Source organism: Microbacterium sp. SORGH_AS_0428 (assembly GCF_031453615.1).
Lineage (GTDB): Bacteria > Actinomycetota > Actinomycetes > Actinomycetales > Microbacteriaceae > Microbacterium.
Genome location: NZ_JAVIZT010000001.1, coordinates 2,027,180 through 2,052,619 on the forward strand (window position 1 = coordinate 2,027,180; position 25,440 = coordinate 2,052,619).

General features: G+C 70.3%; 25 protein-coding genes. 17 read left to right on the forward strand and 8 right to left on the reverse strand.

The features are described 5' to 3' along the window. Window positions 1-73 precede the first annotated feature (73 nt). The gene (locus QE374_RS09780; protein WP_309734402.1) at window positions 74-1,258 is read left to right on the forward strand and encodes a hypothetical protein; all 1,185 of its coding nucleotides are present in this window, start codon (window positions 74-76) and stop codon (window positions 1,256-1,258) included. Then, window positions 1,258-1,947, forward strand: coding sequence for a hypothetical protein (locus tag QE374_RS09785; protein WP_309734405.1), 690 nt, complete (start codon window positions 1,258-1,260; stop codon window positions 1,945-1,947). Before QE374_RS09780 ends, QE374_RS09785 begins: the two co-directional genes overlap by 1 nt. A 144-nt stretch (window positions 1,948-2,091) precedes the next feature. Here the strand turns inward: QE374_RS09785 and uraH are convergent, their stop codons facing one another. Both uraH and uraD read right to left on the reverse strand, forming a co-directional pair. Continuing rightward, window positions 2,092-2,424, reverse strand: coding sequence for a hydroxyisourate hydrolase (gene uraH, locus QE374_RS09790; protein WP_309734407.1), 333 nt, complete (start codon window positions 2,422-2,424; stop codon window positions 2,092-2,094). Then, a complete protein-coding gene (gene uraD / locus QE374_RS09795; RefSeq protein ID WP_309734408.1) occupies window positions 2,421-2,945 on the reverse strand; it encodes a 2-oxo-4-hydroxy-4-carboxy-5-ureidoimidazoline decarboxylase in 525 nt (174 codons plus the stop codon). Before uraD ends, uraH begins: the two co-directional genes overlap by 4 nt. 112 nt (window positions 2,946-3,057) lie before the next feature. On the opposite strand from uraD, the gene allB reads away from it, so the two are divergent. Genes allB through QE374_RS09820 form a run of 5 tightly spaced genes read left to right on the forward strand, consistent with a single transcriptional unit; the run spans window position 3,058 to window position 9,634 of the window. Further along, the gene (gene allB, locus QE374_RS09800) at window positions 3,058-4,404 is read left to right on the forward strand and encodes an allantoinase AllB (protein ID WP_309734410.1); all 1,347 of its coding nucleotides are present in this window, start codon (window positions 3,058-3,060) and stop codon (window positions 4,402-4,404) included. Beyond that, window positions 4,401-5,513 (forward strand): acetamidase/formamidase family protein, encoded by a 1,113-nt coding sequence (locus QE374_RS09805; protein ID WP_309734411.1) that lies wholly within the window; start codon window positions 4,401-4,403, stop codon window positions 5,511-5,513. The genes allB and QE374_RS09805 overlap by 4 nt, the downstream gene beginning before the upstream one ends. After that, complete coding sequence (locus QE374_RS09810) at window positions 5,510-7,078, forward strand: AtzH-like domain-containing protein (RefSeq protein ID WP_309734413.1); 1,569 nt, start codon at window positions 5,510-5,512, stop codon at window positions 7,076-7,078. Before QE374_RS09805 ends, QE374_RS09810 begins: the two co-directional genes overlap by 4 nt. Before the next feature lie 22 nt (window positions 7,079-7,100). Next, entirely contained in the window at window positions 7,101-8,327 is a 1,227-nt protein-coding gene (locus QE374_RS09815) for an alanine--glyoxylate aminotransferase family protein (protein ID WP_309734414.1), read from the forward strand. Further along, a complete protein-coding gene (locus tag QE374_RS09820; RefSeq protein ID WP_309734416.1) occupies window positions 8,324-9,634 on the forward strand; it encodes an allantoate amidohydrolase in 1,311 nt (436 codons plus the stop codon). Before QE374_RS09815 ends, QE374_RS09820 begins: the two co-directional genes overlap by 4 nt. 250 nt (window positions 9,635-9,884) lie before the next feature. On the opposite strand, the gene QE374_RS09825 is transcribed toward QE374_RS09820, so the two are convergent. Further along, complete coding sequence (locus QE374_RS09825) at window positions 9,885-10,469, reverse strand: XRE family transcriptional regulator (protein WP_309734418.1); 585 nt, start codon at window positions 10,467-10,469, stop codon at window positions 9,885-9,887. 113 nt (window positions 10,470-10,582) lie between these two features. Between QE374_RS09825 and add (QE374_RS09830) the strand changes: the two genes are divergently transcribed. The 3 genes from add (QE374_RS09830) (at window position 10,583) to QE374_RS09840 (ending at window position 14,427) form a co-directional block, all read left to right on the forward strand. Then, window positions 10,583-11,635 carry an adenosine deaminase gene (gene add, locus QE374_RS09830; protein WP_309734421.1) on the forward strand — a complete coding sequence of 351 codons (1,053 nt, stop codon included), beginning with the start codon at window positions 10,583-10,585 and terminating at the stop codon, window positions 11,633-11,635. A gap of 27 nt (window positions 11,636-11,662) precedes the next feature. After that, entirely contained in the window at window positions 11,663-12,727 is a 1,065-nt protein-coding gene (locus QE374_RS09835; protein WP_309734423.1) for an ABC transporter substrate-binding protein, read from the forward strand. 329 nt (window positions 12,728-13,056) lie between these two features. Then, window positions 13,057-14,427, forward strand: a complete 1,371-nt coding sequence (locus tag QE374_RS09840; protein WP_309734425.1) for an amidohydrolase family protein — start codon at window positions 13,057-13,059, stop codon at window positions 14,425-14,427. A gap of 55 nt (window positions 14,428-14,482) precedes the next feature. On the opposite strand, the gene QE374_RS09845 is transcribed toward QE374_RS09840, so the two are convergent. Beyond that, window positions 14,483-14,983 carry a septum formation family protein gene (locus QE374_RS09845; protein ID WP_309734427.1) on the reverse strand — a complete coding sequence of 167 codons (501 nt, stop codon included), beginning with the start codon at window positions 14,981-14,983 and terminating at the stop codon, window positions 14,483-14,485. Window positions 14,984-15,290: 307 nt separating this feature from the next. Between QE374_RS09845 and QE374_RS09850 the strand changes: the two genes are divergently transcribed. The 7 genes from QE374_RS09850 to add (QE374_RS09880) all read left to right on the forward strand — a co-directional run bounded on the left by QE374_RS09850 (window position 15,291) and on the right by add (QE374_RS09880) (window position 21,772). Further along, window positions 15,291-16,367, forward strand: coding sequence for an ABC transporter substrate-binding protein (locus tag QE374_RS09850; protein WP_309734429.1), 1,077 nt, complete (start codon window positions 15,291-15,293; stop codon window positions 16,365-16,367). An 88-nt stretch (window positions 16,368-16,455) separates the two neighbouring features. Then, on the forward strand, window positions 16,456-17,283 hold the full coding sequence (locus QE374_RS09855; protein ID WP_309734430.1) for an ABC transporter ATP-binding protein: 828 nt from the start codon (window positions 16,456-16,458) through the stop codon (window positions 17,281-17,283). Further along, a complete protein-coding gene (locus QE374_RS09860) occupies window positions 17,270-18,103 on the forward strand; it encodes an ABC transporter permease subunit (protein WP_309734432.1) in 834 nt (277 codons plus the stop codon). Before QE374_RS09855 ends, QE374_RS09860 begins: the two co-directional genes overlap by 14 nt. After that, a complete protein-coding gene (locus QE374_RS09865; protein ID WP_309734434.1) occupies window positions 18,100-19,023 on the forward strand; it encodes an ABC transporter permease subunit in 924 nt (307 codons plus the stop codon). The genes QE374_RS09860 and QE374_RS09865 overlap by 4 nt, the downstream gene beginning before the upstream one ends. Window positions 19,024-19,070: 47 nt before the next feature. Next, entirely contained in the window at window positions 19,071-20,105 is a 1,035-nt protein-coding gene (add, locus tag QE374_RS09870) for an adenosine deaminase (protein ID WP_309734435.1), read from the forward strand. Between the two features lie 9 nt (window positions 20,106-20,114). Continuing rightward, window positions 20,115-20,735 carry an XRE family transcriptional regulator gene (locus tag QE374_RS09875; protein ID WP_309734437.1) on the forward strand — a complete coding sequence of 207 codons (621 nt, stop codon included), beginning with the start codon at window positions 20,115-20,117 and terminating at the stop codon, window positions 20,733-20,735. Then, a complete protein-coding gene (gene add, locus QE374_RS09880; RefSeq protein ID WP_309734440.1) occupies window positions 20,732-21,772 on the forward strand; it encodes an adenosine deaminase in 1,041 nt (346 codons plus the stop codon). Before QE374_RS09875 ends, add (QE374_RS09880) begins: the two co-directional genes overlap by 4 nt. 91 nt (window positions 21,773-21,863) lie before the next feature. Here the strand turns inward: add (QE374_RS09880) and QE374_RS09885 are convergent, their stop codons facing one another. From QE374_RS09885 to QE374_RS09900, 4 genes are all read right to left on the reverse strand, one after another. Beyond that, window positions 21,864-22,280 carry a hypothetical protein gene (locus QE374_RS09885; protein WP_309734442.1) on the reverse strand — a complete coding sequence of 139 codons (417 nt, stop codon included), beginning with the start codon at window positions 22,278-22,280 and terminating at the stop codon, window positions 21,864-21,866. Window positions 22,281-22,610: 330 nt separating this feature from the next. Then, window positions 22,611-24,176: a GMC family oxidoreductase N-terminal domain-containing protein gene (locus tag QE374_RS09890; RefSeq protein WP_309734444.1), complete on the reverse strand. Its 1,566-nt coding sequence runs from the start codon at window positions 24,174-24,176 to the stop codon at window positions 22,611-22,613. 73 nt (window positions 24,177-24,249) lie between these two features. Continuing rightward, window positions 24,250-24,864 carry a thiamine pyrophosphate-dependent enzyme gene (locus QE374_RS09895; RefSeq protein ID WP_307321821.1) on the reverse strand — a complete coding sequence of 205 codons (615 nt, stop codon included), beginning with the start codon at window positions 24,862-24,864 and terminating at the stop codon, window positions 24,250-24,252. Beyond that, entirely contained in the window at window positions 24,861-25,361 is a 501-nt protein-coding gene (locus QE374_RS09900) for a thiamine pyrophosphate-binding protein (RefSeq protein WP_137418374.1), read from the reverse strand. The genes QE374_RS09895 and QE374_RS09900 overlap by 4 nt, the downstream gene beginning before the upstream one ends. Window positions 25,362-25,440: the final 79 nt, after the last annotated feature.

Sequence of the window (25,440 nt, forward strand, 5' to 3'; positions counted from 1 at the left end):
CTTCCCGGGCGGGCAGGGCCCTCCGCTGCACCTAGCGTCGAGGCGTCATGACGCACGGCGAGAGGACACGGGCATGCCGGACGGGAACGTCGACTGGGACTTCTGGGCGCAGATCGCGACGGTGATCGCGGCGTTCGCCGTGCCGATCGCTGTGCTCGCCCTCGTCCTCGAGATGCGCCGGACCGCGGTCGCCCAGGCGGCACGCGTGGTCGCGTGGACCGTGGTGCCGCACGACCGCATCCGCTCTGCCGGGGTGCGCGGGATCGTCATCGTGAACGAGTCCGAACAGGTCGCCCGCGACGTGCGCATCGACGTGCACGCGGAGGGATCGGATGCGGTGACGGCCGTCTACCCGATCGTTCCGCCCGGAGCGCACTTCCTCACCCTGCAGGAGCGTCAGGCGGCGGATCCCGATGCGGAGGCACCGTGGGTCGGCGAGGGCAACGACTACGTGCTGCTGCCCGTGAACCAGAAGGACGGCGCGCTCACCATCAGCCTTCGTCACGCGCAGACCTCTCCCGGCGACGAGATGCGCCAGTACGAACTCCTGCCGTGGACCCAGGCGGGCGCGCGGTCGGACTCGAGCTTCGCCGCAGAGGTCTTCGAGTACTCGCTCGGGAACACGCGCTGGCGCCGTCGGTCGGACCTCAGCATCCGTCGCCGCCGCCCGGCGCGAACCCGGGCGTGGCAGCTGTGGCGTCCGCGCCTCACGGGGCAGCCGGACGTGGGCGAGCGCCGGTTCCCGGAAGTCTCGCTCAACAGCGAACAGGCGAGGCTCGTGATCGCCGACACGGAGGACACGTACCAGCAGTCCCGCACGCTGATGGATGCGGTGGGCCGGCGCCTCGCCGGCGGCATCGATCCGGCCGCGTCGAAGCCGGTGACCGACCCTCGGTTGCGAGGTGCCGGCATCGTCGAGATGCGCCGGACGCGCGAGTCGACGCGGCAGGGGGAGGTCGGTCGCGGTGCCCTGGCGTTCGAGTTCTCCTACGCGCCCGCGGGAGGGGAGGCTGTCGCCGCCTACTCGTTCGGTGCGTCGCAGTACGGCGACGTGCCCGCCTGGTTCGGCCGCAAGACCGCGAAGGGGGCCGAGTCCGTGTCGTTCAAGAAGCGCGGGTGGTATCCGAAACGCCGCAAGGCCTCCGATTGGCCCGCGGACGGTGCGGAGCTCGCCGCAGCCATCGTCGACGCGATCGTGGAGGACCTGCGCGAGCACGCTCCCTCGTTGGACGCGGCCGCATCCGCTGACGCTCGCTGATGGACTCCCTCTACCGCCCGCATCCGTCGTGGCTGCCGGCGACCTACCTGCTCCTGGCGACGATCGGGCTCATCGTCTGCCCGCTGTCCGTCATGGGACGGGTGGACGAGGCGACCATCCTGCTCGTCGGCTTCGTCTACGTCCCCCTCGGCTGGGCGGCGATCACGGTCGCCGCGGCCGTGCGGATCCGGCCGCGGGTGCGATTCGACGCGCGGCGATGGGTGGGGCTGCTTGCGCTTCCCGCCTGGGGATGGTCCTGGGTGTGGACGAGGTTCATGCGTATCGTGGCCACACACTTCCTGCGCACCGTCATCATCACGTCGCTGATCGTGTGTGCCGGGGTGATCATCGGACTGCTCGCGGGCGGAGTCAGCGGATGGATCGTCCTCGTGGTGGGCGTCCTCGCGCTCGGAGTGCAGATCGGCGGTGTGCGCTGGGCCAACGGGTACACGTCGGGCTACACCGGGGGCGTGAGCGTGTTCGCGCTCGCGGCGGCCGGCATGTTCGTCGTCGGATGCCTCGGCTGGGTGTTCGCGCTGGCCGCCGGCGTGTTCTTCCTCGCCCTTCCGGCGTTGCTCGCGTGGTTCGTCCTCGGCGTGCTGGGTGCACCGGTGTGGCTCGTGATCACGGCGATCGCGGTCGCGCTCGCGAGCTTCGTCGTGCCCTTCATCCTCGAGCTGCGGCGCTGAGTCGTCCCCGCTGCGGGCGGAGCGCGCGGGGACGTCTGCACGACCCCTCGCTCGGAGGGCGCCCCGGCAGCCCCGCACGTTCACATCCGCACCCTGCGTCGTGCAGATGTCGCGCCGGTCGGCGACCTCCGTCGACCGCGTGCGTCAGCTGCCGCGGTAGGTGGAGTACGCGAACGGGCTCAGCAGCAGCGGCACGTGGTAGTGCGGTCTATCGGCGACCGTGAAGGTGACTGTCGCGAGGGGATAGAAGGTGTCGACGCCGCGGTCGGCGAAGTATGCGCCGGTCGCGAAGGTCAGCGCGTACATGCCGGCCTCGAGAAGATCCGGTCCGAGGGCGAGCCGGCCGTCCGCATCCGTGAATCCCTCAGCGACGCTCTCGATCGCACCCCCCTCGTGATGACGGTGCAGGGTGACCGCGACGTTCGGCGCCGGCGTGCCGGCGGTCGCGTCCAGGATGTGGGTGGTCAGGTGGCTCACTCCGCCTCCTCCGGTTCGATCTCGTCGGCGACGATCGCCGAGTCCAGGCGCAGCAGCGCGATCTCGGCGAGCTGGGCGGTCGCCTCGCGGGCCTCGGTGTCGTCGTCGTTGTCGAGTCTGCGGTGCAGCTCGGCGAGCATCTCCTGGGGGCTGCGACCCGCGGCGCGGATGAGGAAGACGCGACCGAAGCGCTCCTCATAGGCCCGGTTGCCCGCGGAGATCGCGGCGGCCACATCGTCCGCCGCGGTCGACATCGCAGCCTGCTCCTTCCGAGACGCGTCGGCCTCGGCCCCCGACCCCGTCGGCTTCTCGCCGATCCGCGGATGGTGGGCGAGGGCCGCATCCAGGTCGGCGCGCGACCACACCCCGGCGAGGTCGCCGGCGTAGGAGCGGAGGGCCTCGATCGAGGCGAAGGGGCGCGCGGTGACGATCGCGTCGACCCAGCCGGGCACCGCCGCCCACACCGACACGACCAGCGACGCCTCGGCGGCGTCGAGGGCGTTGAACTCGTCCAGTTGCATGCGCGCCACCCTACCCAGCCCGTATTGCCGTCGCGTGACCCGCCGGGGATGTGAGCCCGGAATGTTGGTAACAGTTACATTTGCGAAACGTGGAGCACTTAGCGTTGTCGGCATGACGACCCCCGCACCCGCCGTCATCGCGGCGCGACGTGTGTTCCTGGACGGGGCCTTCCGCCCCGCGACCGTGACCGTGACCGACGGGCGCATCAGCGCGATCGGGGACTTCGACCCGGATGCGGAACGCGCGCTGCCGGACGACCTCGTGCTGCTGCCGGGTCTCGTCGACTCGCACGTGCACCTGAACGACCCGGGTCGTGCGAGCTGGGAGGGGTTCGACACGGGGACGACGGCCGCAGCCGCAGGTGGGGTCACGACCGTGCTCGACATGCCTCTCAACAGCATTCCGGTCACCACGACTCCGGAGGCTCTGGCGGAGAAGCGGGCTGCCGCGAGCGGGCGCATCGCCGTCGATGTGGGTTACTGGGGCGGCGCCGTGCCGGAGAACATCGGCCGCCTGAGGGAGCTCGCCGACGCGGGCGTCGTCGGGTTCAAGTGCTTCCTCTCGCCGTCGGGCATCGACGAGTTCGGACACCTCAGCGCCGGACAGCTCGATGAGGTGCTCACCGAGCTCGCCGCCTTCGACGGACTGCTCATCGTCCACGCCGAGCATCCCGCCCACCTGCACGCCGACGGCGCTCTCGGTGTGCACTACGCGGACTTCCTCGCCTCCCGCCCGCCCGCCAGCGAGCGGGCAGCGATCCGGCTCGTGATCGAGACCGCCCGGCGCACGGGGGCGCGCGTGCACATCGTGCACGTCTCCGACGGTGCGGCGCTCGACGACGTGCGGGCGGCCAAAGCCGAGGGCGTGCGGATCACGGTCGAGACGTGCCCGCACTACCTGACCCTGGATGCGGCATCCGTTCCCGACGGCGCCGCATCCTTCAAGTGCTGCCCGCCGATCCGCGACCTCGCCAATCAGGACCTGCTCTGGCAGGGCGTTCTCGACGGCACGATCGACGCGATCGTCAGCGACCACTCGCCCGCGACCCCGGAGCTCAAGGGCGAGCCGGACTTCGGCCTCGCGTGGGGCGGGATCTCGGGCCTGCAGACGGGGCTGTCGAGCGTGCACACCAGAGCGCGCGAGCGCGGCATCCCGCTCGAGGCGTTCCTGCCGCTCATGACGACGGGGCCGGCGCGTGTCGGCGGACTCGGCTCCCGCGGCACCATCGCGGTCGGCGAACCCGCCCATCTGACCGTCTTCGCACCCGACGAGACGTTCACGGTGGATGCGGCGGCCCTCGAGTACCGCAATCCGCTCTCGCCGTGGGACGGTGCGAGCCTCACGGGCGTCGTCGCCGAGACATGGCTGCACGGCAAGCCGGTGTACCGTCGCGGCGAGGGTCTGCTCGCGCGCGCCGGACGCGAGCTGATCGCGGCAATCGACGAGGAGCGCCAGTGAGAACACCCATCCTGCAGCCGGGCGTCGGCGACGTCACGGGCGAGCACTATCTTCCCGCCGCCGTCGAGAACGTCTTCTGGGGCCGGCTGCCCTGCGCGACCGACGCGCCCGTGCTTCGGATCGAGCCCGGTGCCACCGTCACCGTCGACACCGTCAGCCACGAGGGGATCCTCGAGGATCAGGGCAAGGACCCCCGCGCGTTCTTCGGCGCGCACGGCGTCGCTGCCGAGCAGGTGCTCGAGGATGCGGTGGCGATCGCCGCATCCCTCTCGCGCGACGTGATGGCCGACGGTCCCCACGTGGTGACCGGGCCCATCCACGTCGCCGGCGCCCAGCCGGGCGATCTGCTGCAGATCACCGTCGTGAGACTCGAGCCGCGGGTGCCCTACGGCGTGATCAGCAACCGTCACGGCAAGGGCGCGCTCGTGGGCGAGCTGCCCCGCGGCGAGCACAACGTGAGCGTGTTCACCCCCGTCGTGGAGCAGGACGGCGCGCTCGTGGGCGCGTTGCCTCTCGTCGAGGGCGGACCGACGGCCGTGACCTTCCCGCTCGCACCGTTCCTCGGCACGATGGGAGTGGCCGTCGCCGGCTCCGACCGCCCGCACTCCGTGCCGCCCGGCGCGCACGGCGGCAACATCGACATCAAGCTGCTGACCGAGGGCGCGGTGCTGTACCTGCCGGTGCAGGTACAGGGCGCGCTCGCGTACGTCGGCGATCCGCACTTCGCCCAGGGCGACGGCGAGGTCGCACTCACCGCGCTCGAGGCGTCGCTGCGGGCCACGTTGCGGTTCGACGTCGTGCCGCGCGCGGTCGCGCTGGCGGAGTTCGGCGAGCTTCTCGGCCCGCTCGTGCGCACCGACGAGTACCTCGTTCCGACGGGGCTCGACCCCGACCTCGGCGAGGCGATGCGCCGCTGCGTGCGCGCGGCTCTCACCCTGCTCCAGGCGCGGTACGGCATGGCCGAGCACCTCGCCTACGCGTACCTCTCGGCCGCCACCGACTTCGACATCTCGCAGGTGGTCGACATCGTGTGCGGTGTGCACGCCCGCATCCGGGAGGCGGACTTCGCGGGTACGACCTCCGCGACGGATGCGGAGGGCCGGGCATGAGCGAGATCCCCGCCGACCTCCGGGCCGCCTTCGACCGCTACGAGCGTGCGATCGGTGACAACGACCTCGCGGTGCTCGACGAGATGTTCGCGCCCGGCGATGAGACGCTGCGCGGGGATGCGGCGGGGCTGCTCGTCGGTCACGACGTGATCAGCGCCTTCCGCGGTGTGCGCGGCGGAGTCGCGCCGCGCACGATCCAGCGCATCGAGTACCGCCCGCTCGCCGACGACCTCGCCCTGCTCGTCTCGGTGTCGCGGTTCACGGGGGGCGGCACGGGGCTGCAGACCCAGCTGTGGCGCCGCGGCGAGGGCGGATGGGTCATCGAGGCAGCCCACGTGACGGGCAAGGCGCAGGCGCTCGACCGGTCGGTCTGGCGCACGGTCGGCGACCCGCTGTGGCAGGGCGCATGGGAGGGACCGCTTGAGGGCCTCAACGTCGCGGTCAAAGACCTCTTCGCCATCAAGGGATACCGCATCGGCGCGGGCAACCCGACCTTCCTCGAGACCGCGAGACCCGAGCCCACCACGGCTCCCGCCGTCGCCGATCTGCTGCGCGGTGGGGCGTCGCTGCGCGGCATCGCGCGCACCGACGAGTTCGCCTACTCGATCGCGGGCGACAACGCGCACTACGGCACCCCTCCCAACGGTGCGCTCCCGGGCGCGCTTCCGGGCGGATCGTCGAGTGGACCCGCATCAGCCGTCGCGACAGGGCAGGCGGAGGTGGGACTCGCCACCGACACCGCGGGGTCGGTGCGCGTGCCCGCCTCGTACCAGGGCCTGTGGGGCCTGCGCACGACCCACAACCTCGTGCCGCGGCAGGGGATGCTGCCCCTCGCGCAGTCCTTCGACACGATCGGCTGGCTCACGCGCGACGGCAACACCCTCCAGCGAGTGGTCGACTGGTGCCTGAGCTACGACGGCTCGGAGTCGACCGAGAGTGTCTTCGGCGAATCCGCGGGCGACCTGCCCTGGCGCTTTGTCATCCCCGAGGACGTGCTGACCCACGTCGAGCCCGACACCCGCGCGGCATTCGACGCCTACGTGGAGCGGCTCGCCGCATCCGAGAGCGCGCCCGAGATCGAGACGGTCTCGATCGGCGATCTCGACGAGTACTTCGAACCGTTCCGGACCGTGCAGGCGGCGGAGGCATGGCGCAACAACCGCGAGTGGCTCCGCGCGCACCCCGGTTCCACGGGGGCGGCGGTCGCCGATCGGTTCCGCATCGCCAGCGAGGTCACCGCCGACGCGGAGCGCGCCGCGCGAGAGGCGCTGGAGCCGCTCCGCGAGCGGGTGCAGTCCCTCCTGCAGAGCGCGGTGCTGCTGCTGCCCACGGTGCCCGGCCCCGCGCCCATGCGCACCTCCGACCCCGCGAAGGTGGATGCGGTGCGCCAGGCGACGCTGCGCATGACGACGCCCGCGGCCGTCGCCGGCACCCCCGCCCTCTCGATCCCGCTGCTCACCGTCCGCTCGCAACTCGGCCCCGCACCCGTCGGGGTCTGCCTCGTCTCGCGCAGCGGCACCGACATCGCCCTCGTCCGCCTCGGACGCCGCCTCGCCGCGCTCTGACCGCGATCCCCAGGAAGCACTCATGACCGACACCCTCCCGATCGACCCGCCCGCCCGCCTGCTCATGGGGCCGGGCCCCATCTCCGCCTATCCGTCGGTGCTGCGCGCCATGTCGGCCCCGCTCGTGGGCCAGTACGACCCGTTCATGACCCACACGATGAACGAGACGCAGGAGCTGTACCGGCAGGTGTGGGCCACCGAGAACGAGGCGACCCTGCTCGTCGACGGCACGTCCCGCGCCGGTATCGAGGCCGCGATCGTCAGCCTCGTACGTCCCGGCGACCGTGTGCTCGTGCCGGTGTTCGGACGCTTCGGGCACCTGCTCGCCGAGATCGCCGAACGCGCGCTCGCAGAGGTGCACACGATCGAGACCGAGTGGGGTCAGGTGTTCACCCCCGCGGAGATCGAAGAGGCCGTCGTCCGCGTCAAGCCGACGCTCCTCGCGCTCGTGCAGGGCGACACCTCGACCACCATGCTGCAGCCCCTGGAGGAGATCGGCGAGATCTGCCGCGCGCACGGGGTGCTCTTCTACTCCGATGCCACCGCATCCTTGGGCGGCAACGCGTTCGAGGCCGATGCCTGGGGACTGGATGCGGCGACCGCCGGCCTGCAGAAGTGCCTGGGCGGCCCGAGCGGCTCCGCCCCCATAACGCTGAGTGAGCGCGCCGTCGAGGTCATCCGATCCCGCAAGCGGATCGAGGCCGGCATCCGCGAGGCGGGCGATGAGGACGCGCCCGATTTCGTCCGCTCCAACTACTTCGACCTCGGCATGATCCTCGACTACTGGGGTCCGCGCCGGCTCAACCACCACACCGAGGCGACGAGCATGCTCTACGGCGCCCGCGAGTGCGCGCGCCTGCTGCTCCTCGAGGGCCGCGACGCGGTGATCGCCCGGCACGAGCTCGCCGGCCGCGCGATGCTCGCCGGCGTCGAGGCGCTCGGCCTCGCCGTCTTCGGAGACGTCGCGCACAAGATGAGCAACGTCGTGGCCGTGTACATCCCCGAGGGTGTGCCCGGCGATGCGGCACGCACGGCGATGCTCGAGGATTTCGGCATCGAGATCGGCACGTCGTTCGGCCCGCTGCACGGCAAGGTGTGGCGCATCGGCACGATGGGCTACAACGCCCGCAAGGACACGGTGCTCACGACCTTGGCCGCTCTCGAGGCGGTGCTGCGCCGCCACGGCGTCGCCGTTCCCGCCGGCGGCGGCGTGGAGGCCGCATCCGACGTCTTCGCGGGGCGCGCATGATGTTGGAGGTCTCGCCCGACCGCATCGCGGCCGCCGCGCGGCGCGTGATGGCGAGGTGCGACGAGCTCGCGCGCGTCACGGCGACCCCGGGCCGCATCGAGCGGGTCTACCTCTCTCCCGAGCACGCGCGCGTCAACCGTCTCGCGGCGGAGTGGATGCGCGAGCTTGGCATGCGCACGCGACAGGATGCGGCGGGCAACCAGATCGGCCGACTCGATCGCGTCGTCGGCGACACACTCGATCCCGACGCGCCCGCGCTGATCATCGGCTCGCACCTGGACACCGTGCTGGACGCGGGACGCTTCGACGGGATCGTGGGCGTGCTGATGGGGCTCGAGATCGCACGGCTCCTGCGGACGCCGGTCGGCGACGGGCGCTTCGGCGTCGCGCTCCCGTTCGCGCTGGAGGTCGTCGCGTTCTCGGACGAGGAGGGCACGCGGTTCGGCAAGGCCCTGCTCGGCTCCTCGGCGGTCGCGGGACTGTGGGACGAGGACTGGTGGGCGCTGACGGATGCCGAAGGCACAAGCCTGCGGCAGGCGTTCCTCGAGTTCGGGCTCGACCCGGCGCGCATCGGCGAGGCCGCCCGACGACCCGACGAACTCGTCGGGTATCTCGAAGCGCACATCGAGCAGGGGCCGGAACTCGACCGGCGCGGTGAGCCGCTCGCGGTCGTCTCCTCGATCGCCTCCGCACGCCGCTTCCAGCTCGTCGTCGAGGGGGAGGCCCGCCACGCCGGCGGCACGCCGTACGACATGCGCCGCGACGCGCTGCTGGGTGCGAGCGAGGCGGCGCTCGCGGTCGAGCGCATCTGCCGCGACGAGCACCACATCATCGGCACCGTGGGCCAGCTCGAGGCGTACCCGGGTGCGGTCAACGTCGTGCCCGGTGAAGCGCGCTTCTCCCTCGACCTCCGCGGCGAGTTCGACGAGACCCGCGACCACGTGTGGGACGAGCTCTCCCGCGAGCTCGACGCGATCATGGGTCGCCGCGGGCTGCGCTGGAGCTCACGCGAAGTGCACAGCGCCGCCGCCGTCATGTGCGCGCCGTTGCTGCAGGACGTCGTGCGCGAGGGCATCGGCGCCGCGGACGCGCCGGGCGGCGAAGACCCCGCCGTGATCTTCAGCCGCGCCGGCCACGACGCGATGTCGATCGGGGCGATCACCGACGTCGGGATGCTGTTCCTGCGCAACCCCGACGGCATCAGCCACCATCCGGGCGAGTCGGTGTCGGCGCCGGATGTGGCTCTCGGCATCCGTGCCCTCGCCGAGTCGGTGCTGGCGCTCGCCGCCGACGTCCGCGTGCGCTGACGGCGGCGTGGGGGGCTGCGGCACTGCCGCGCCCGCATCCGCGACACTTTTCCGCATCCGTGGTGGCTGTCCCGCCCGCGTCCGCCACACTTTTCCGCATCCGCGACAGTCTTCGACAGGTGCATCTGCGCATTTGTGTCGCACCTGCGCACCTGCGTCGCAGTTCGAAACGGAAGCTCGCCGGGCAGTTCGGCACGAGACCGCGCCGGGAGCGTCGCAGGGGCCTGCGCCGAGGCGCCGGGCCGGGGGATCAGCGGGGGCGCGGAACGCTCGTGACGAAGAGGGCGACGACGCGCTCCTCGCCGACGAGACGCCAGCGGTCGCGGGCGCCCGCGGGGAAGCGGATGAAGTCGCCCGGCTCGAGCGCGTAGGTGCCGGCGCCGAGCACGTCCACCTCGAGGCGCCCTGAGACCAGATACAGGCCGCTCTCGCCCGGCGACTCGAACCACTCGGCGATGTACTCGTCGGGGCCGAACGCGTACTCGACGACCTCGAGGGCCGAGCTCTCGCGCAGTAGCAGCGCGCGTCCGAGTGCGGCATCGTCACGCTCGGCGACGGGGATGCGGCGTCCCTGGCCGGCGCGGACGACGTCGACCTCGTCGACGCCCACAGCCGGCAGCAGGTCGCCGGGTCGCACCCCGAGCGCGCGGGCGAGGCGGTAGACGGACGCCATCGACGGCGCGCTCGCGCCGCGTTCGATCTGGCTCAGGAACGGCTGGCTCATCCCCGCCGCGGCGGCCAGCTCGCGCGTCGAGAGTCCGGCCGCATCCCGGAGTCGCCGGATCTCGGCGCCGACGACCGAGCCGAGGTCGGCATCGAGGGAGGGATCGCTCAATTTACGCTCCGGAAACGTCTGCCGAATGCTCTCGTCATCGCATCCATCGATTATGAATGCTGTCAGTTATCACCGAGGATGTCTCCCTCAGTTTAGAAGAGCACGGAGAGCCCATGAGCGCATCGGCCGAGATCGAGCGGATCGTACGGGGCCTGCCCAAGGTCAGCCTGCACTGCCATCTCATCGGCTCGGTGCAGGCGACGACGCTCGTGGAACTGGCGGCCAAGCACGGCGTCGCGCTCGACGGCGGACGCACCGCCGAGAACCTCTTCGACCACGCCAGCTACGAGGACCTCGACGAGTTCCTGCGCGTGCTGGATGTGGCGGGCTCCGTCATCCGCGACGTCGACGACTTCCATCGCGTCACCTACGAGTCGCTGACCGCGGGAGGCGCCGCACACAACGTGCTCTACCGCGAGATCTTCCTCAGCCCCCCCGGCCATCCCGGCATCGGGTACCGCACGATCATCGACGGCGTCCGGGCCGGGATGCGCGACGCCGAGACCGACACCGGCATCCGCAGCAACCTCATCGTCGGCCTCAACCGCAACGACACTCCGGGCGCCGCCACCGAACTTGTCGAGACGATGATCGCGAACCCCTACGACGAGGTCATCGGGATCGGGCTCGACTACTCCGAGATGATCGGACCGCCTGAGAAGTTCTGGAAGGCCTTCCGGCTCGCCGGCGAGGCCGGTCTGCAGCGCACCGCGCACTCCGAATCGGGGCCGCCGCACAACATCGAGACCATCCTCGACCTGCTCGGGTGCAGCCGCGTCGACCACGGCTACCACGTCGTCGACGACCCCGACATCACACGCCGGTGCGTCGAGGAGCGCATCCCGTTCACCTGCACCCCCGTCTCCAGCGACATCGGCCGCTACTCCGGCAGCGGCGACGGCAGCCACCTCCGCATCAAGCAGATGGTGGATGCGGGGCTGCTCGTGACCATCGACTCCGACGACCCGCCGATGTTCGGCACCGACCCCACCCACGACTACCGCGCGCTCGCCCACGCGCTCGGGTACGGCCTCGACACCCTCGCCTCCTTCACCGCCAACGCGATCGAGGCGAGCTGGCTCGATGCGGACAGCAAGCGCGACCTGCAGCAGCGCGCCGACCGCATGGTCGCCGACCTCGCCGCGCCGCTCGTGAAGACCCCCTGACCCACCCATCCACCACCAGGAGCCCCCATGTCACGCAGCCACCGATCCCGCCTGGGAGTCGCCCTCGCCGGGCTCGTCGTCTCGGCCGCCGCCCTCACCGCCTGCGCCGGCGGGTCGGGTGAGCCGGCCGCATCCGGATCGTCCGACGGAGCCGGTCTCGGCGACGTCACCCTTCAGCTCAGCTGGATCCTCAACGAGGAGTTCGCCGGCGAGTACTTCGCCGACTCGAAGGGCTATTACGAGGAAGCGGGCCTCGGAAAGGTGCAGCTGATCCCCGGCCCCTCGACCGGTGTCGCGGAGCTGCTCAGCGGCACGACCGACATCGCGATCAACGACGCCGTGTCGGCCGGCACCGCGGTGGCCACCGAGGGTGCGCCCATCAAGATCATCGGCGCGACGCTGCAGAAGAACCCCTTCACCATCCTGTCGCTGGCCGACGGCGGCAACATCACGAAGCCTTCGGACATGATCGGCAAGCGCATCGGCGTACAGGACTCCAACCGCGCGCTCTTCTCGGCGCTGCTCGCCGCGAACGACATCGACCCCTCCCAGGTCGACATCGTCCCCGTGCAGTACGACCCGGCGCCACTGACCAACGGCGAGGTCGACGGCTTCACGGCCTACCTCACGAACGAGGCGATCACGGTCGAGATGGCGGGATTCAAGACCGCCAACCTGCCGCTCGCCGAGAACGGCCTGCCCTTCGTCGCCGAGACGTTCTCGGTGACCGACGACACCCTCAAGAACCGGCGCGACATGCTGAAGGCGTTCCTCGTGGCCGAGATCCGGGGGTGGACCGACGCTCTCGCCGACCCCGACGAGGGCGCGCGTCTCGCGAAGGACGTCTACGGTGCCGACCTGAACCTCGATCCCGCCAAGACGATCGCCGGCCTGCTGGCCACCAACGCGCTCATCACCACGGACGAGACCGCCCAGAACGGCCTGTTCACCATCTCCGACGCCCTGCAGAAGCAGACGATCGCCAGCCTCGCCGGTGCCGGCATCACGCTGGAGGCGTCCGACCTGTTCGACATGAGCCTGCTCGACGAGGTCTACCAGGAGAACCCTGACCTCATCGCGTACGCCGGCTGAGCCATCCATGGCGCCGCCCCGCATCCCGCGTCGGATGCGGGGCGGCGCCGTGTGTGGGGTGCCATGGGGTGTGCCGTGTGCCGTCCCATCCGTCACCGCGTGCTCAAGGGCGACACATTTCCGCATCCGCCACAGTGATCGACTGGCGCATCTGCGCAGAAGTGGCGCATCTGCGCAGATGCGACGCAACTCGGACACCGGCAGCGCGCCTCGGGCACGGGCATCGGGCACGGTATCGGCCACGCGCCTCGGGCGCCACGCGCGCGAAACATCCCAGTGTTAGCGTCACCAACATCCGTGTCGTCCGCCCCGAACCGAACTGGAGCCCCATGAGCCTGCTGATCACGCACGCCCGCCTCATCACCGTGCCCGCCGGCACCGAGGACGCCGGATACATCGAGGACGGGTGGATGCTCGTCGAGGACGGGCGCATCGCCGCCCTCGGGTCGGGTGTCCCCACGGTCACCGCCGACGAGGTTCTCGACGTCGACGGCGCGTTCGTCGCCCCCGGGTTCGTGTCGAGCCACTCGCACCTGTTCACGAGCGGACTGCGCGGACTCGGAGTGGGCGAGACGCTCTACGGTTGGTGCGACTCGATGCTCGGCATGACCTCCGCGGCGACGCCGGAGGACATCTACTGGTCGACCCTGCACGGCGCCCTCGACTTCCTCGGAAACGGCGTCACCACCGCCTACAACTTCACCGACCCGCTGCAGGCGTGGGAATCGATGGTCGACGGCAAGCGCGTCGGCAATGCCGCGATGCGCGGGCTCGAGTACCACACGCGCCAGGCCGACGGCTGCCTCGACGCCGGCATCCGCTTCGTCGACGCGATCGGCATGGACGCGACCGTCGGCAGCGACGACGAGATCTTCGACCGGTTCGCGGCGGAGGTCGCGCACTCCCGCGCGATGGACCCGTCGTTCGCGCTGGGCGCGTCGATCATGGGTCAGGTGCAGTGGTCGCCGCGGCCGGATGCGGCCGAGGTCGAGGTGGAGGCGATGCGCCGCTTCGGGGTGACCAACCAGGCCCACTTCCTCGAATCCCCCGAGGCCGTGCCGCTGCAGCAGTCGAAGTTCGCCATGTACCGGGATGCGGGAGCGCTCGGCCCGGGCATGATGTTCGGGCACTTCATCCAGACCACGCCCGAGATCATCGAGCAGACCGCCGCCGGCGGTGCTTCTATGTCGTGGCAGCCCGCATCCAACGGTCGCCTGGCCTCCGGTGTCGCTCTCGTGCCGGAGATGCTGGCGATGGGGATGAAGGTCGGGATGGGACTCGACGACCAGGCCTGCACGGACGTCTCCGACCCGTGGCAGAACATGCGTGCGGGCATCTTCATGCAGCGCGCCCGCACGAAGGACCCGCTGTCGATGATGCCGGAGCGCGTCCTGCGCCTGCACACCCTGGGGGGAGCTGCGATCCTGGGCGTCGACGACCGCGTGGGCAGCCTCGAGGTCGGCAAGTTCGCCGACTTCGTCGTGGTCGACCCCCGCAAGCCCGACGTCGGGCCGCTCTGGCACCCCGTGCGCAGCTACGTGCTGTCGATGACGCCCCGCAACCTCAAGCGGGTCTATGTGGGCGGCCGTCTCGTCAGCGAGGAGGGCGTCTCGACAAACCCGCTCGCGCCGGAGGCGACCATCCGCGTGCACGAGGATCTTCCTCGCGTGGCCGAGCGCCTGGGTCGCCACCCCGCCTGACGCCGCGAACGACGAAGGGGGCCGGGATGACCCGGCCCCCTTCGTGTGCGATGGGTCAGCGCGCGGCGCCGGCGAGCGTGCCGGTGACCTGCCCGGCCGTGTCGTAGATGATGCAGGAGACCAGACGGTCGTTGCCCTCGTCCCAGCTCTGCTGGGTCGGGACGAAGTAGGAGAACTCCAGGGTCGACTCCTCGTAGGCGATGCCGGCGAAGTTCGCGAACTCGGGGTAGCAGCCTTCGTCGGCGGCGGAGTAGACGCCGTCCTTGCCGGGGAACTCGCCGTCGGGGAGCGAGAACTCGTAGTAGACCTCGTTGTCGTGCGGCTCGCTGCAGGGCACGACCGGGACGTCGGTGACCTCTTCGCCGGACTGGTCGTTGAGGCAGTCGCCCACCGAGAGGGTGAAGACGTCGGCCTTGCCGGCGTCGGTCACCTCGCCCGTGTCGGAATCGCGCACCGCCTCGGGGCCGCCTCCGAGGTCGCTGATCTGGAAACAGCCGCCGAGGAACAGGGCGGCCCCCATGACGGCGGTGGCGGCAAGGAGTCGGGAGGTACGCATGGGGCACTCGCTTTCGGGCGCGCTCGGACGGCTGTGCCGCCGGAGGAGGCTGAAGGGGACGTGTTCGCTGTGGTGAACGGCCGCCAGGCTATCGGTCCGCGCGATCGCGCATGAGCCTCTTGACGCCGACCTGTGGATAGGTCAGGTGTAACGGTGCGGAAACACGACCGCCAGTGTTCGTGAAATCTACATCGCTTAGCGTCGGACTCGTCACGCAGACCGCTGCCGCCGGGATGAACCCGAGCACGGGAGGCGCCGGCATCCCAACCACCCGAAGTGCACCACCCGACAAACCGGGAGACAGCTTATGTCCCGCTTCACCGCACGCCGCTCGCGCGTCGCCGTGTCCATCGCCGCCGTCGCTCTCTCGGCCCTCGCGCTCAGCGCGTGTGCCGGATCCAGCGACCCCGCCTCGTCGTCGTCCTCCGGCGGCGACGCCGCGGGCCTGGGCGACACCACGATCCAGCTCAGCTGGATCAAGAACGAGGAGTTCTGCGGCGAGTTCTTCGCCGACTCCAAGGGCTACTTCACCGACGCGGGCTTCAGCAGCGCCACGCTCGTGCCCGGACCCTCCACGAGCGCCACCGAGCTGATCGCCGGATCCGCCGACTTCGGTCTCAGCGACGCCGTCGCCATCGGCTCCGTCGTCGCGAGCGAGGGCGCGCCGCTGAAGATCATCGGCACGACCTACCAGAAGAACCCGTTCACGATCCTCTCGCTGAAGGACGGCGGCAACATCGCCACGGTCGCCGACCTCAAGGGCAAGAAGATCGGTGTGCAGGACCCGAACACGTCGCTGTTCAACGCGTTCCTCGCCGCCAACGGTCTGACCACGTCCGACGTCACGGTCGTGCCGGTGCAGTACGACCCGGCGCCCCTCACGAACGGCGAGGTGGACGGCTTCGTGTCCTACCTGACCAACGAGGCGATCATCGTCGCGAACGAGGGTTACGAGACGGTCAACCTGCCCTTCGCCGACAACAACCTCGCGTTCCCGGCCGAGACCTTCGTCGCGACCGAGGACATGATCAAGAACAACCCGGAGAAGGTCAAAGCGTTCCTGAAGGCCGAGATCCAGGGATGGACCGACGCGATCGCCGACCCGGCCGAGTGCGCGCGTCTCGCCTACGAGGACTACGGCAAGGACCTCAACCTCGACCCGAAGAACTCCGAGGCCGGTGCCGCCGCCCAGCTGAGTGACCTCGTCGTCTCCGACGAGACCGCCGAGAACGGCCTGTTCACGATCTCCGACGACCTCAAGGACGCCACGATCAAGAGCCTCTCGGAGGCCGGCATCGACGTGACCGCCGACCAGCTGTTCGACACCTCGCTGCTCGAGGAGCTCTACAGCGAGAACCCCGACCTGGTCAAGTACGCAGGTTGACACCGCGAGGGCGCCCGTGCGCGGGCGCCCTCGTACTCCCCTCCCCCCGTCGGTGACCCACCGACCCCGAGCGAAAGCAGCCATCGACGTGACCCACACTGTCGTCGAGACCGGCGCGACCGATGCCGCGCTCGGCACCGGCCTCCAGATCACCGGCCTGAACAAGGTTTTCACCACCGGCCGCAAGTCGGTCGTCGCCCTTCAGGACACGAACCTCCACACGGACCAGGGCACGTTCCTGTCGCTGCTGGGACCGTCGGGATGCGGGAAGTCGACCATCCTCCGCATCCTCGCGGGTCTCGAGCAGCCCACGAGCGGCACGACCCGTGTGGACGGCAAGAGTCCCCGGGAGATGCGTCGCGAGAACAAGCTCGGTATCGCCTTCCAGGATTCCGCGCTGCTTCCGTGGCGCAGCGTCTACGCCAACATCCGTCTGCCGTTCGAGATCGCGGGCAAGAGCCCCGACAAGGCGTACATCGACGAGATGATCGCCCTGGTCGGGCTCCGCGGATTCGAGAAGGCGAAGCCGGCGCAGCTGTCGGGCGGGATGCGGCAGCGCGTGTCGATCGCGCGCTCGCTCATCATGCGCCCCGAGGTCCTGCTGTTCGACGAGCCCTTCGGCGCTCTCGATGACATGACCCGACAGAAGCTCAACCTCGAACTGCTGCGGATCTGGACCGAGAAGCCGGCGACCACACTGCTGGTGACGCACGGCATCTCGGAGGCGATCTTCCTCTCGGACCAGGTCGCCGTGATGAGCCCGCGTCCCGGGCGCATCAAGGAGGTCATGACGATCGACCTGCCGCGGCCCCGCCTGCCCGAGATGATGCGCAGCCCGGAGTTCCACTCTTACGTCGATCACGCCTCTGAGCTCCTGTTCGGAGCGGGAGGGGCCGCGACAGATGACGACCACTGACGCATCGCCCAAGGGCAAGGCGGTCCAGTGGGAGGACGTCCGCCTGCCCGCGTGGGTCATCGGAATCATGGGCGGGATCGCCCTCATCGCCTTCTGGTGGCTGATCTCGACGATCTTCCTCAACCCCTCGGGGCGTCAGATCATCCCGAGCCCGCCCGACGTCATCGGGGCATACATCACGACCGGCTGGGACTACTTCGCCCGCAACTTCTCGGTGACCCTGGTCGAGGCGGGCATCGGATATCTCTGGGGGAACGGTCTCGCTCTCGCCCTCGCGTTCATCGTCCTCCTCGTTCCGCGGTTCGAGGGCGTGGCCATGCAGTTCGCGATTCTGACCTACTGCGTGCCGATCGTCGCCATCGGCATGCTCGCCGTCGTGCTGTTCCCCGTTCCGAAAGCGGGCGAACCCAGCGGGACCGCGGTCTTCCTCGCCGCCCTCTCGGTCTTCTTCACGACCGTCGTCGGAGCGCTGCTGGGGCTCAAGTCGGCCGACCGGTCGAGCTTGGATCTCATCACCGTCTACGGCGGCAGCAAGCTGACGCAACTGCGCAAGGTGCGTCTCATCGCAGCGCTTCCCGCCATCCTCAACGCGTTGCAGATCGCCGTCCCGGCCGCCTTCCTCGGCGCCGTGCTCGGTGAGTTCTTCGGCAAGATCGAGGCCGGGGTGGGGCTGGCCATGATCCTCGCGCAGCAGAACTCCGACGCGCCCCTCGTCTGGGCCCTCGCCCTCGCCTCCGGCGCCGTGGCGCTCGCGGGCTTCGCCCTCGTCGGACTCGTCGCCCGCCTCATCGCGCCCTGGTCGAAGGGAGCCCACAAGTGACCGAAGCAGCCATCGCGGCCACCGGCACGCGGCAGTCCGCCGAAGCCATGAACCAGCCCTCCGGCCCGCAGCCGCCCGCCCGGAAGCCCGATCTCCAGGTGACAGTGCGCAAGCAGGTGGCGTCCGGTGCCCTCAAGGCGTTCGGCTGGGGCATGGTGACCTTCGTCGGCACCCTCGTGGGCGTGCTCGCCCTCTGGGTAGGTGTCCTGGCGATCCTCAACGTCTCGCCCATGATCGCCAAGGGCCCCATCGACGTGTGGAACTACCTCTTCACGCTGCCGGCAGCCGAGGCGAACCGCGAGCTGATGTTCGGAAACCTGGCCGTCACGCTGGGGCACTCGCTCATCGGCTTCGTGTCGGGACTGGTCGTCGCGATCCTCGGGGCCAGCATCTTCCAGCTGAGCAAGGGCATCGAGCACGCGCTCATGCCGGTCGCGATGCTCCTGCGCTCGGTGCCGCTGATCGCGATGGCACCGGTGATCATCATGATCTTCGGCCGCGACATCGCGACCGTCGCCGTCATCGGCGGGATCGTCGTGCTCTTCCCCGCCCTCGTGAACATCTCCTTCGGGCTCAAGTCCGCCTCCGCGCAGATGAACGACCTCGTCGAGGTCTACGGCGGCGGCTCCTGGGCCAAGCTGCGCAAGATCGCCATGCCGTCCTCGCTTCCGGCGTTCTTCGCCGCCGTGCGCATCTCCGTGCCCGGTGCGATCACCGGTGCGCTGCTCGCCGAGTGGCTCGCCGTCGGCGGCGGGATCGGCGGCTCGATCGCCGGTTACATCCCGCAGGCGCAGTTCAGCGCGCTCTGGACATCCGTGGTGCTCGTCACGATCGTCTCGCTCGTGCTGTACAACGTGATCCAGATCGTCGAGAACGTGGTCCTCGCCCGCATGGGCATGCGCGCCCAGACCGGCATCTGACCCTCGCGGCTCGCGCCGCATCCGCCTCTTCCAGGAAGATCTTCGGTATGACCGATCTCACCGCGTTCGCGCACGGCCTGCCCAAGGCAGAGCTCCACCTGCACCTCGAGGGCACACTCGAGCCCGACCTCAAGTTCGCGCTCGCCGAGCGCAACGGGATCGAGCTCGCCGAGAAGACGGTCGACGAGGTGAAGGCCACTTACGACTTCACCGACCTCACGAGCTTCCTCGCGGTGTACTACCCGGCGATGCGGGTCCTGGTCACGGCCGACGACTTCCACGACCTCGCCTGGGCCTACCTCCAGCGGGCGGCGGCGCAGGGCGTCGTGCACGTCGAGATGTTCTTCGACCCGCAGGCGCACACCGGTCGCGGAGTGCCGTTCGGCGATGTGATCGGCGGGTATCGCCGTGCCGTGGTGCGCGCGGAGCGCGAGCTCGGCATCTCGGCCGAGCTCATCATGTGCTTCCTGCGCGACTATTCCGCCGAGTTCGCCTTCGCGACGCTCATGGAGGCGCTGCCCTACAAGCAGTGGATCCTCGGGATCGGCCTGGACTCCGACGAGCGCGGCAACCCGCCGGAGAAGTTCGCCGAGGTCTTCGCCCGGGCGCGCGCCGAGGGCTTCCTGCTCACGATGCACTGCGACATCGACCAGCCCGGCTCGATCGACAACATCCGCGCGGTGCTCGACGAGATCCAGGTCGACCGCATCGACCACGGCACGAACATCGTCGAGGACCCGGCGCTCGTCGCCCTCGCCATCGAGCGCGGGCTCGGCTTCACCACGTGCCCGGTGTCGAACTCCTTCGTGACCGAGCAGATGAAGGCGGACGAGATCGTGGGGCTGCTCCGCCAGGGCGCCAAGGTCACGCTGAACTCCGACGACCCGGCGTACTTCGGTGCGTACGTCGGCGACACGTACGTCGCGCTCGCCGAGAAGGCGGGGCTGACCGAGACCGATCTGGTGCAGTTCGCGATCAACTCGTTCGAGGCCTCGTGGCTGACACCGGCTCGCCGCGCCGGCTACCTCGCGGCCGTCGCCGACTATGCGGCGCGCCACGGCGTCGCGATGCCCGCCGCATAACCTCGGACCATGACCGACCCTGTCGCCACGATCGCCGCTGACGAGGATGCGGCCGGCCAGCGTCTGGGCGCCCGCATCCGCGAGCTGCGACAGGCGCGCGGACTCACCCTCGTGCGCTTGGCCGCCGCCACCGAGCTCTCGCATCCGTTCCTGAGTCAGCTGGAACGGGGGCTCGCCCAGCCGAGCCTGGCGTCGCTGCGACGCATCGCGGTGGCGCTGGAGACGAGCCCGATCGAGCTGATCGCCGCCTCCGACGAGCCGCGCGAGGCCGCATCCGCGATCGAGATCCAGCGCGCGGGATCCGGCGCCGTGCCGGAGGGGTTCGCATCCGGTACCGCGCGGATGCTGGCGCACGACGCGCGCGCCTTCCACCCGGTCGAGGTCGTCGCCGACGCCCTCGTGCCCGGTGAGAGCTTCACCCACGAGGAGGAGGAGTTCCTCTATGTGGTGGCCGGGGGCATCCGGATCGAGCTCGACGGTGAGGCGCACGATCTGACCGCCGGCGACTCGGTGCACTTCCCCGGGGGCGTCGTGCACCGCTGGTGGTCGCTGGACGAGAAGCCGTACCGGCTTCTCGTCGTCAAGAGCGCGGGCGTTCTCAGGCCCCGCACACCCGGAGGAACACCGTGATCTCGTACGCCGACTACCTGCAGCTGCTGCCCAAGACGGAACTGCACTGCCACTTCGCCTCGACCATGACGGCGACGACCTTCATCGAGCTGGCCGCGCGCTACGGCGTGGAGCTGTGGGGCGATGACCCCGAGACGCTCTTCGACTTCGCCGACCTGCCCGAGTTCCTCGTCGCCTTCCGCGCCGCGCACGACGTGCTGCGCGAGCCGGCGGACTTCGAGCGCGTCGCCTGGGAGGGTGTGCGGGCCGCTGTCGCCGAGGGCAACCTCCGCTACCGCGAGTACTACGTCAACCCGCAGTACTTCGCCGCCCGCGGGATCGGTTACCGCGACGTGATGGACCCGATCATCGCGGGCCTGCGACGCGCCGAGGCCGACTTCGGCGTCGGGTTCCGCATCGTTGCCGCGATCAACCGGCGCGACAGCCCGGAGTCCGCGGTCGCGATGGTGCGCGAGGTGATCGAGCACGGCATCCCGGAGGTCGTGGGCATCGGCCAGGACGACCTCACCCCGGAGAACACCGAGGACCCCACCCGGTTCGCGGCCGCGTACCGGCTGGCCGCATCCGCCGGTCTGAAACTGACGGCGCACGTCGGGGAGACGCCGACGGCGACGCCGGATGCGGTGCGCGAGGCGATCGAGGTGCTGGGCTGCGACCGCCTCGACCACGGGTACCGCATCGTCGACGACCCGGCCGTCGTGGCGCTCGCGCTCGAGCGCGGCATCGGGTTCGCGACGACGCCCGTGTCGACGACGATCTGCTCGGGCTGGACTCTGGACGAGGGGCACCGACTGCGCGCCATGATCGACGCGGGGCTCACGGTCAGCGTGTCCACCGACGATGCGATGTTCTTCCGCACCGACATCGGCAAGGAGTACCGCGAGGGACTCATGGCATTGGGCGTCGATGCGGCCGCGGCGAAGCGGATCGCGCTCGCCGGCATCGACATCTCGTTCGCGGATGCGGCCACGAAGGCGCGCCTGCGCGGCGAGTTCGAGGGCGCCTTCATCGCCCTCGACGCCCTCCTCGAGCCCTGACTGCCGGTCCTCTTCGGTTCGAGGGACGCGTTTCGCTCCCTTTTCCGTGGTTTGGCCGCGTTTCGGGTCCCTCGAACAGGGCTTACCGCGGTCAGGCGGCCGCGGAACGGCGACGGAAGTACGGGTTCGACGTCGGCAGGTACATCAGCACGGCCGCGGCGAGGGCGACGACCACGATGAGGATGTCCACGATGTTGCCCGCGGCGAAGGCGGGGAGCCCGGCCAGCACCGCGATGATCGCCAGGATGAGCAGCACGATGCGTGCCCAGTTGCGTCCGCGGAGCATGTAGACGGCGAACAGGATGCGCAGCGCCGCCCCGCCGGCGAGGCCGATGATCGCCGCGGCAGGACCCACGGCGTCGGCGACCTGTGCGTTGCCGCCGACATCGACCACGGCGTAGCTCCCGTTCGCGAGCGACGTGAGGATCGAGATCGCCGAGAGCGCGACGCTCGCGATCCAGAGCCAGAAGGATGCGGTGACCGCCGTCGGGCGTGCGCTGTTGTCCATGATCGTTCCCCCTCCGAGCCGCCCACGATGGGTGCTCTGGCTCAGACCATAGGGCACGCACAGGCGCGCCGCCGGGCTGTGCGCGTCGTGGACCGGGCCGGTCGTGCTTCCTCCGGCGGTATCGCGCACGCGTGGTCGCCGCATCCGGTGTCCCGGGCCCCGTGTTCGAGGGACCCGTGTTGTCGCGCCGGGGGCGTGCGGTCGGCGTTTCGGGCCTCTCGAACGGAGCTTGCCGGTGTTCGAGAGACGCGAATCGCCGCTTCGGGGCCGGTTGGACCGCGTTTCGGGTCTCTCGAACAGAACTCAGGCGAAGAAGCCCGGGGCGGGGGATCAGCGAGCGGCGGCGACGAGTTCGGCGCCGCGCTCGGCGATCGCCACCGTCGGGGCCTGCGTGTTGCACGTCGGGATCGAGGGCATCACCGACGCGTCCGCCACCCACAGCCCCTCGAGGCCCCTCACCCGCAGCGCGGGATCGACCACCGCGAGCTCGTCCGTGCCGATGCGCGCGGTGCCCGAGCAATGGAAGAACGTGCCGATGTTCTCTCGCACGAACCGAACCCTGTCCGCGGGCGCGAGTCCTGCGGCCGGCGTGATCGGGCCCTCCGCGAGATCGGCGTAGGCGGATGCGGCGACGAGATCCTGCACGGCGTCGACCGCCTCGACCATGGCTGCGAGATCCGTCGGATCGGCGAGGTAGTTCGGATGGATGTCGGCGGCAGCATCCGGATCCGCCGAGCGCACCCGCACCCAGCCGACGCTGCGCGAGCGGTACAGGCCCGGGACCAGGGCGAACACGCGATTCCCGGACAGGTCGTGGCGCGCGTGCAGCACGTCGTCGCCGCGAGAGCCGTGCGCGACGACCGTGTGGAGGTCGGGGCCGGTCTCGGCGTAGGAGCTGCGCCAGTTGAGCATCGCGCCGCCGCCGTTGCCGATCACCGGGCCGAGGTCGTGCCGGGCGCGGAAGTTCATGCCCAGGATCAGCGGGTGATCCTGGAAGTTCTCGCCGACCCCGGGCAGATGGTGCATCGCTCGGATGCCGGATGCGGCGAGCCGCGCGGCGTCCCCGATCCCCGACAGCTGCAGCAGCCGCGGGGTGTCGAGCGCCCCGGCCGCCAGCACGATGCGCGTGGCGGCGGTCTCCACGGCGACATCGCCCACCGTGTGCCGCACGCCGGTGACGCGGTCTCCGGTCAGGACCAGCGCGTGGACCCGGCTGTCGACCAGCACGTCGAGATTCGCTCGGCCCAGCGCGGGCTCGAGATAGCCTCGCGCGGTGCTCCAGCGCTCGAAGGATCCGTCGTCCCCCTCGACCGCGTTGTAGTCCGGGTAGGTCGCGCCCTCGTTGGACGCCGCATTCGCGTCGTCGATCACCGGGAGGCCGCGTTCGGCGGAGGCGGCGATGAGCGCGTGCGCGATCGGGTGCACGTGCGCGAGAGGCCCGACCCGCATCGGTCCCGTGAGCCCGCGGTACGCCCGGTCGCCGCCGGCGCGGGACTCGGACCGGCGGAAGTACGGCAGCAGATCGTCGTAGCCCCAGCCGGCGGCGCCCGCATCCGCCCACGCGTCGTAGTCCGCGCGGTTGCCGCGGTACCAGAGCATGGCATTCGTCGAGGACGATCCGCCGAGCACCTTGCCGCGCGGCATCGCGAGGGAGCGACCGAGAACGTGCGGGGTGGGCGTCGACCGGTAGCCGTGGTCGTACGCCCCGCCGATGAGGGCGTCCCAGTGCGCGGCCTCGAGGATCTCGCGCACGCCGCGGTGGTCGCCGCCCGCTTCGATCAGGAGCACGCGGACAGCGGGATCCTCCGACAGGCGCGCCGCCAGCACGCATCCGGCCGCCCCGCCGCCGACCACGATCTCGTCGTAGCCGGCGGCGGGGGTGCGCACCAGGGGCATCACGCGCTCCTGGGCGCGAGGGTGTCGTCTTGCGACGCTCGTGGAGCGACCGGCACGATCTGAGACGCGACCATCAGTTGTGCTCGCTCGGACCCATGATGCTGATGCCCTCCGTGGCCTCGACGTGGCGCACGAAGATGTACTTGTCCTCGCGTCCGTCGGAGTGCTTGCGCTTGATCCCGGGCTCGAGGATCCCGTCGGTCTTCGCGACGACGATGTACGGCTCGGATGCGGCGAGTCCCGCCGCGCAGTGCGCGTCGAACTCTTCGAGCGTCTCGGCGGTGAACGCCTTCTCGACACCCGCGCCGCGGGCGATCGCGGCAAGGTCGACGCGACCCTTCGCCGTGTGCGTGGCCGGGCCCCCGATCGACTGGTATTGCTCGTTGTCCCACACGACGATGAACAGGTTCTCCGGGCGCTCGTTGCCGAGGGTCGCGAGGATCCCGAGGTTGAACAGGAGGCCGCCGTCGGTGTCGAGCGAGACGATGCGGCGGTGGGGCAGGCCCACGGCGAGGCCGAACGCCTCCGGCGTCACGCATCCGAGCTGCTGCTGGAACAGGCTCGCCTCGCGCATGTGCGGGGCGGCGTTGTACCACTCGTCGACGGCGCCGCCGAGGGAGAGGATGACCAGCTCGTCCGCAAGGCGTGCGGCGAGCAGCTTCATGGCTTCGAATCGGGAGTAGCTCATCGGACCAGATCCCCTCCGAGGACGATGGCGGCGTGGTAGTACGACGCGTAGGCGGTGTCGTAGGCACGGACGATCGCCGTCTCGAGCTGGTCGACGTCGCGGACGATCGTGTACGGCGTGCGCAGCGCCTTCAGCAGCGGCTCCATCGTGATGCCGTGCGGGATCGCCCACCAGTTGTTCTCGCCCATCTCCCCGCGGTAGCTCATGATCATGACGACGGGGATGCCGGCGCCGAGACCCATGCGGGCGAGGTGCTCGGTCGCGGCGCGCAGCCCCGAGTTCTCCATGACCAGTACGGCGCGCTTGCCCGAGAGGAACACGCCGCCGGCGATCGCGGCGCCCTCGCCCTCGTTCGTGACGGGGATGGTGCGGATGTCGGGGTCCGCATCCAGAGCCGGGTACAGCTCCTTCAGCAGCGAGTCGGGCAGGTACGTGGCGACGGAGACGCCGGCTCGCTTGAGCCCGCGGATCACCGCCTCGACGGCGTCGGCTCTCATGTGCTCTCTCTTTCGTGCGGGTGGGTGGAGTGTCTTCCGGGTTCGGGGCGCCTTTCGCGCTGTGGGGCGGACACTTCGC

Excerpts from the sequence above, each read along its gene's own strand:
- QE374_RS09780 (WP_309734402.1), top strand. The coding sequence starts at position 74 with ATGCCGGACGGGAACGTCGACTGGGACTTCTGGGCGCAGATCGCGACG.
- QE374_RS09785 (WP_309734405.1), top strand. The coding sequence starts at position 1,258 with ATGGACTCCCTCTACCGCCCGCATCCGTCGTGGCTGCCGGCGACCTAC.
- uraD (WP_309734408.1), bottom strand. The coding sequence starts at position 2,945 with ATGCAACTGGACGAGTTCAACGCCCTCGACGCCGCCGAGGCGTCGCTG.
- allB (WP_309734410.1), top strand. The coding sequence starts at position 3,058 with ATGACGACCCCCGCACCCGCCGTCATCGCGGCGCGACGTGTGTTCCTG.
- QE374_RS09810 (WP_309734413.1), top strand. The coding sequence starts at position 5,510 with ATGAGCGAGATCCCCGCCGACCTCCGGGCCGCCTTCGACCGCTACGAG.
- QE374_RS09815 (WP_309734414.1), top strand. The coding sequence starts at position 7,101 with ATGACCGACACCCTCCCGATCGACCCGCCCGCCCGCCTGCTCATGGGG.
- QE374_RS09820 (WP_309734416.1), top strand. The coding sequence starts at position 8,324 with ATGATGTTGGAGGTCTCGCCCGACCGCATCGCGGCCGCCGCGCGGCGC.
- add (WP_309734421.1), top strand. The coding sequence starts at position 10,583 with ATGAGCGCATCGGCCGAGATCGAGCGGATCGTACGGGGCCTGCCCAAG.
- QE374_RS09835 (WP_309734423.1), top strand. The coding sequence starts at position 11,663 with ATGTCACGCAGCCACCGATCCCGCCTGGGAGTCGCCCTCGCCGGGCTC.
- QE374_RS09840 (WP_309734425.1), top strand. The coding sequence starts at position 13,057 with ATGAGCCTGCTGATCACGCACGCCCGCCTCATCACCGTGCCCGCCGGC.
- QE374_RS09845 (WP_309734427.1), bottom strand. The coding sequence starts at position 14,983 with ATGCGTACCTCCCGACTCCTTGCCGCCACCGCCGTCATGGGGGCCGCC.
- QE374_RS09850 (WP_309734429.1), top strand. The coding sequence starts at position 15,291 with ATGTCCCGCTTCACCGCACGCCGCTCGCGCGTCGCCGTGTCCATCGCC.
- QE374_RS09860 (WP_309734432.1), top strand. The coding sequence starts at position 17,270 with ATGACGACCACTGACGCATCGCCCAAGGGCAAGGCGGTCCAGTGGGAG.
- add (WP_309734435.1), top strand. The coding sequence starts at position 19,071 with ATGACCGATCTCACCGCGTTCGCGCACGGCCTGCCCAAGGCAGAGCTC.
- QE374_RS09875 (WP_309734437.1), top strand. The coding sequence starts at position 20,115 with ATGACCGACCCTGTCGCCACGATCGCCGCTGACGAGGATGCGGCCGGC.
- QE374_RS09885 (WP_309734442.1), bottom strand. The coding sequence starts at position 22,280 with ATGGACAACAGCGCACGCCCGACGGCGGTCACCGCATCCTTCTGGCTC.
- QE374_RS09890 (WP_309734444.1), bottom strand. The coding sequence starts at position 24,176 with ATGCCCCTGGTGCGCACCCCCGCCGCCGGCTACGACGAGATCGTGGTC.
- QE374_RS09895 (WP_307321821.1), bottom strand. The coding sequence starts at position 24,864 with ATGAGCTACTCCCGATTCGAAGCCATGAAGCTGCTCGCCGCACGCCTT.
- QE374_RS09900 (WP_137418374.1), bottom strand. The coding sequence starts at position 25,361 with ATGAGAGCCGACGCCGTCGAGGCGGTGATCCGCGGGCTCAAGCGAGCC.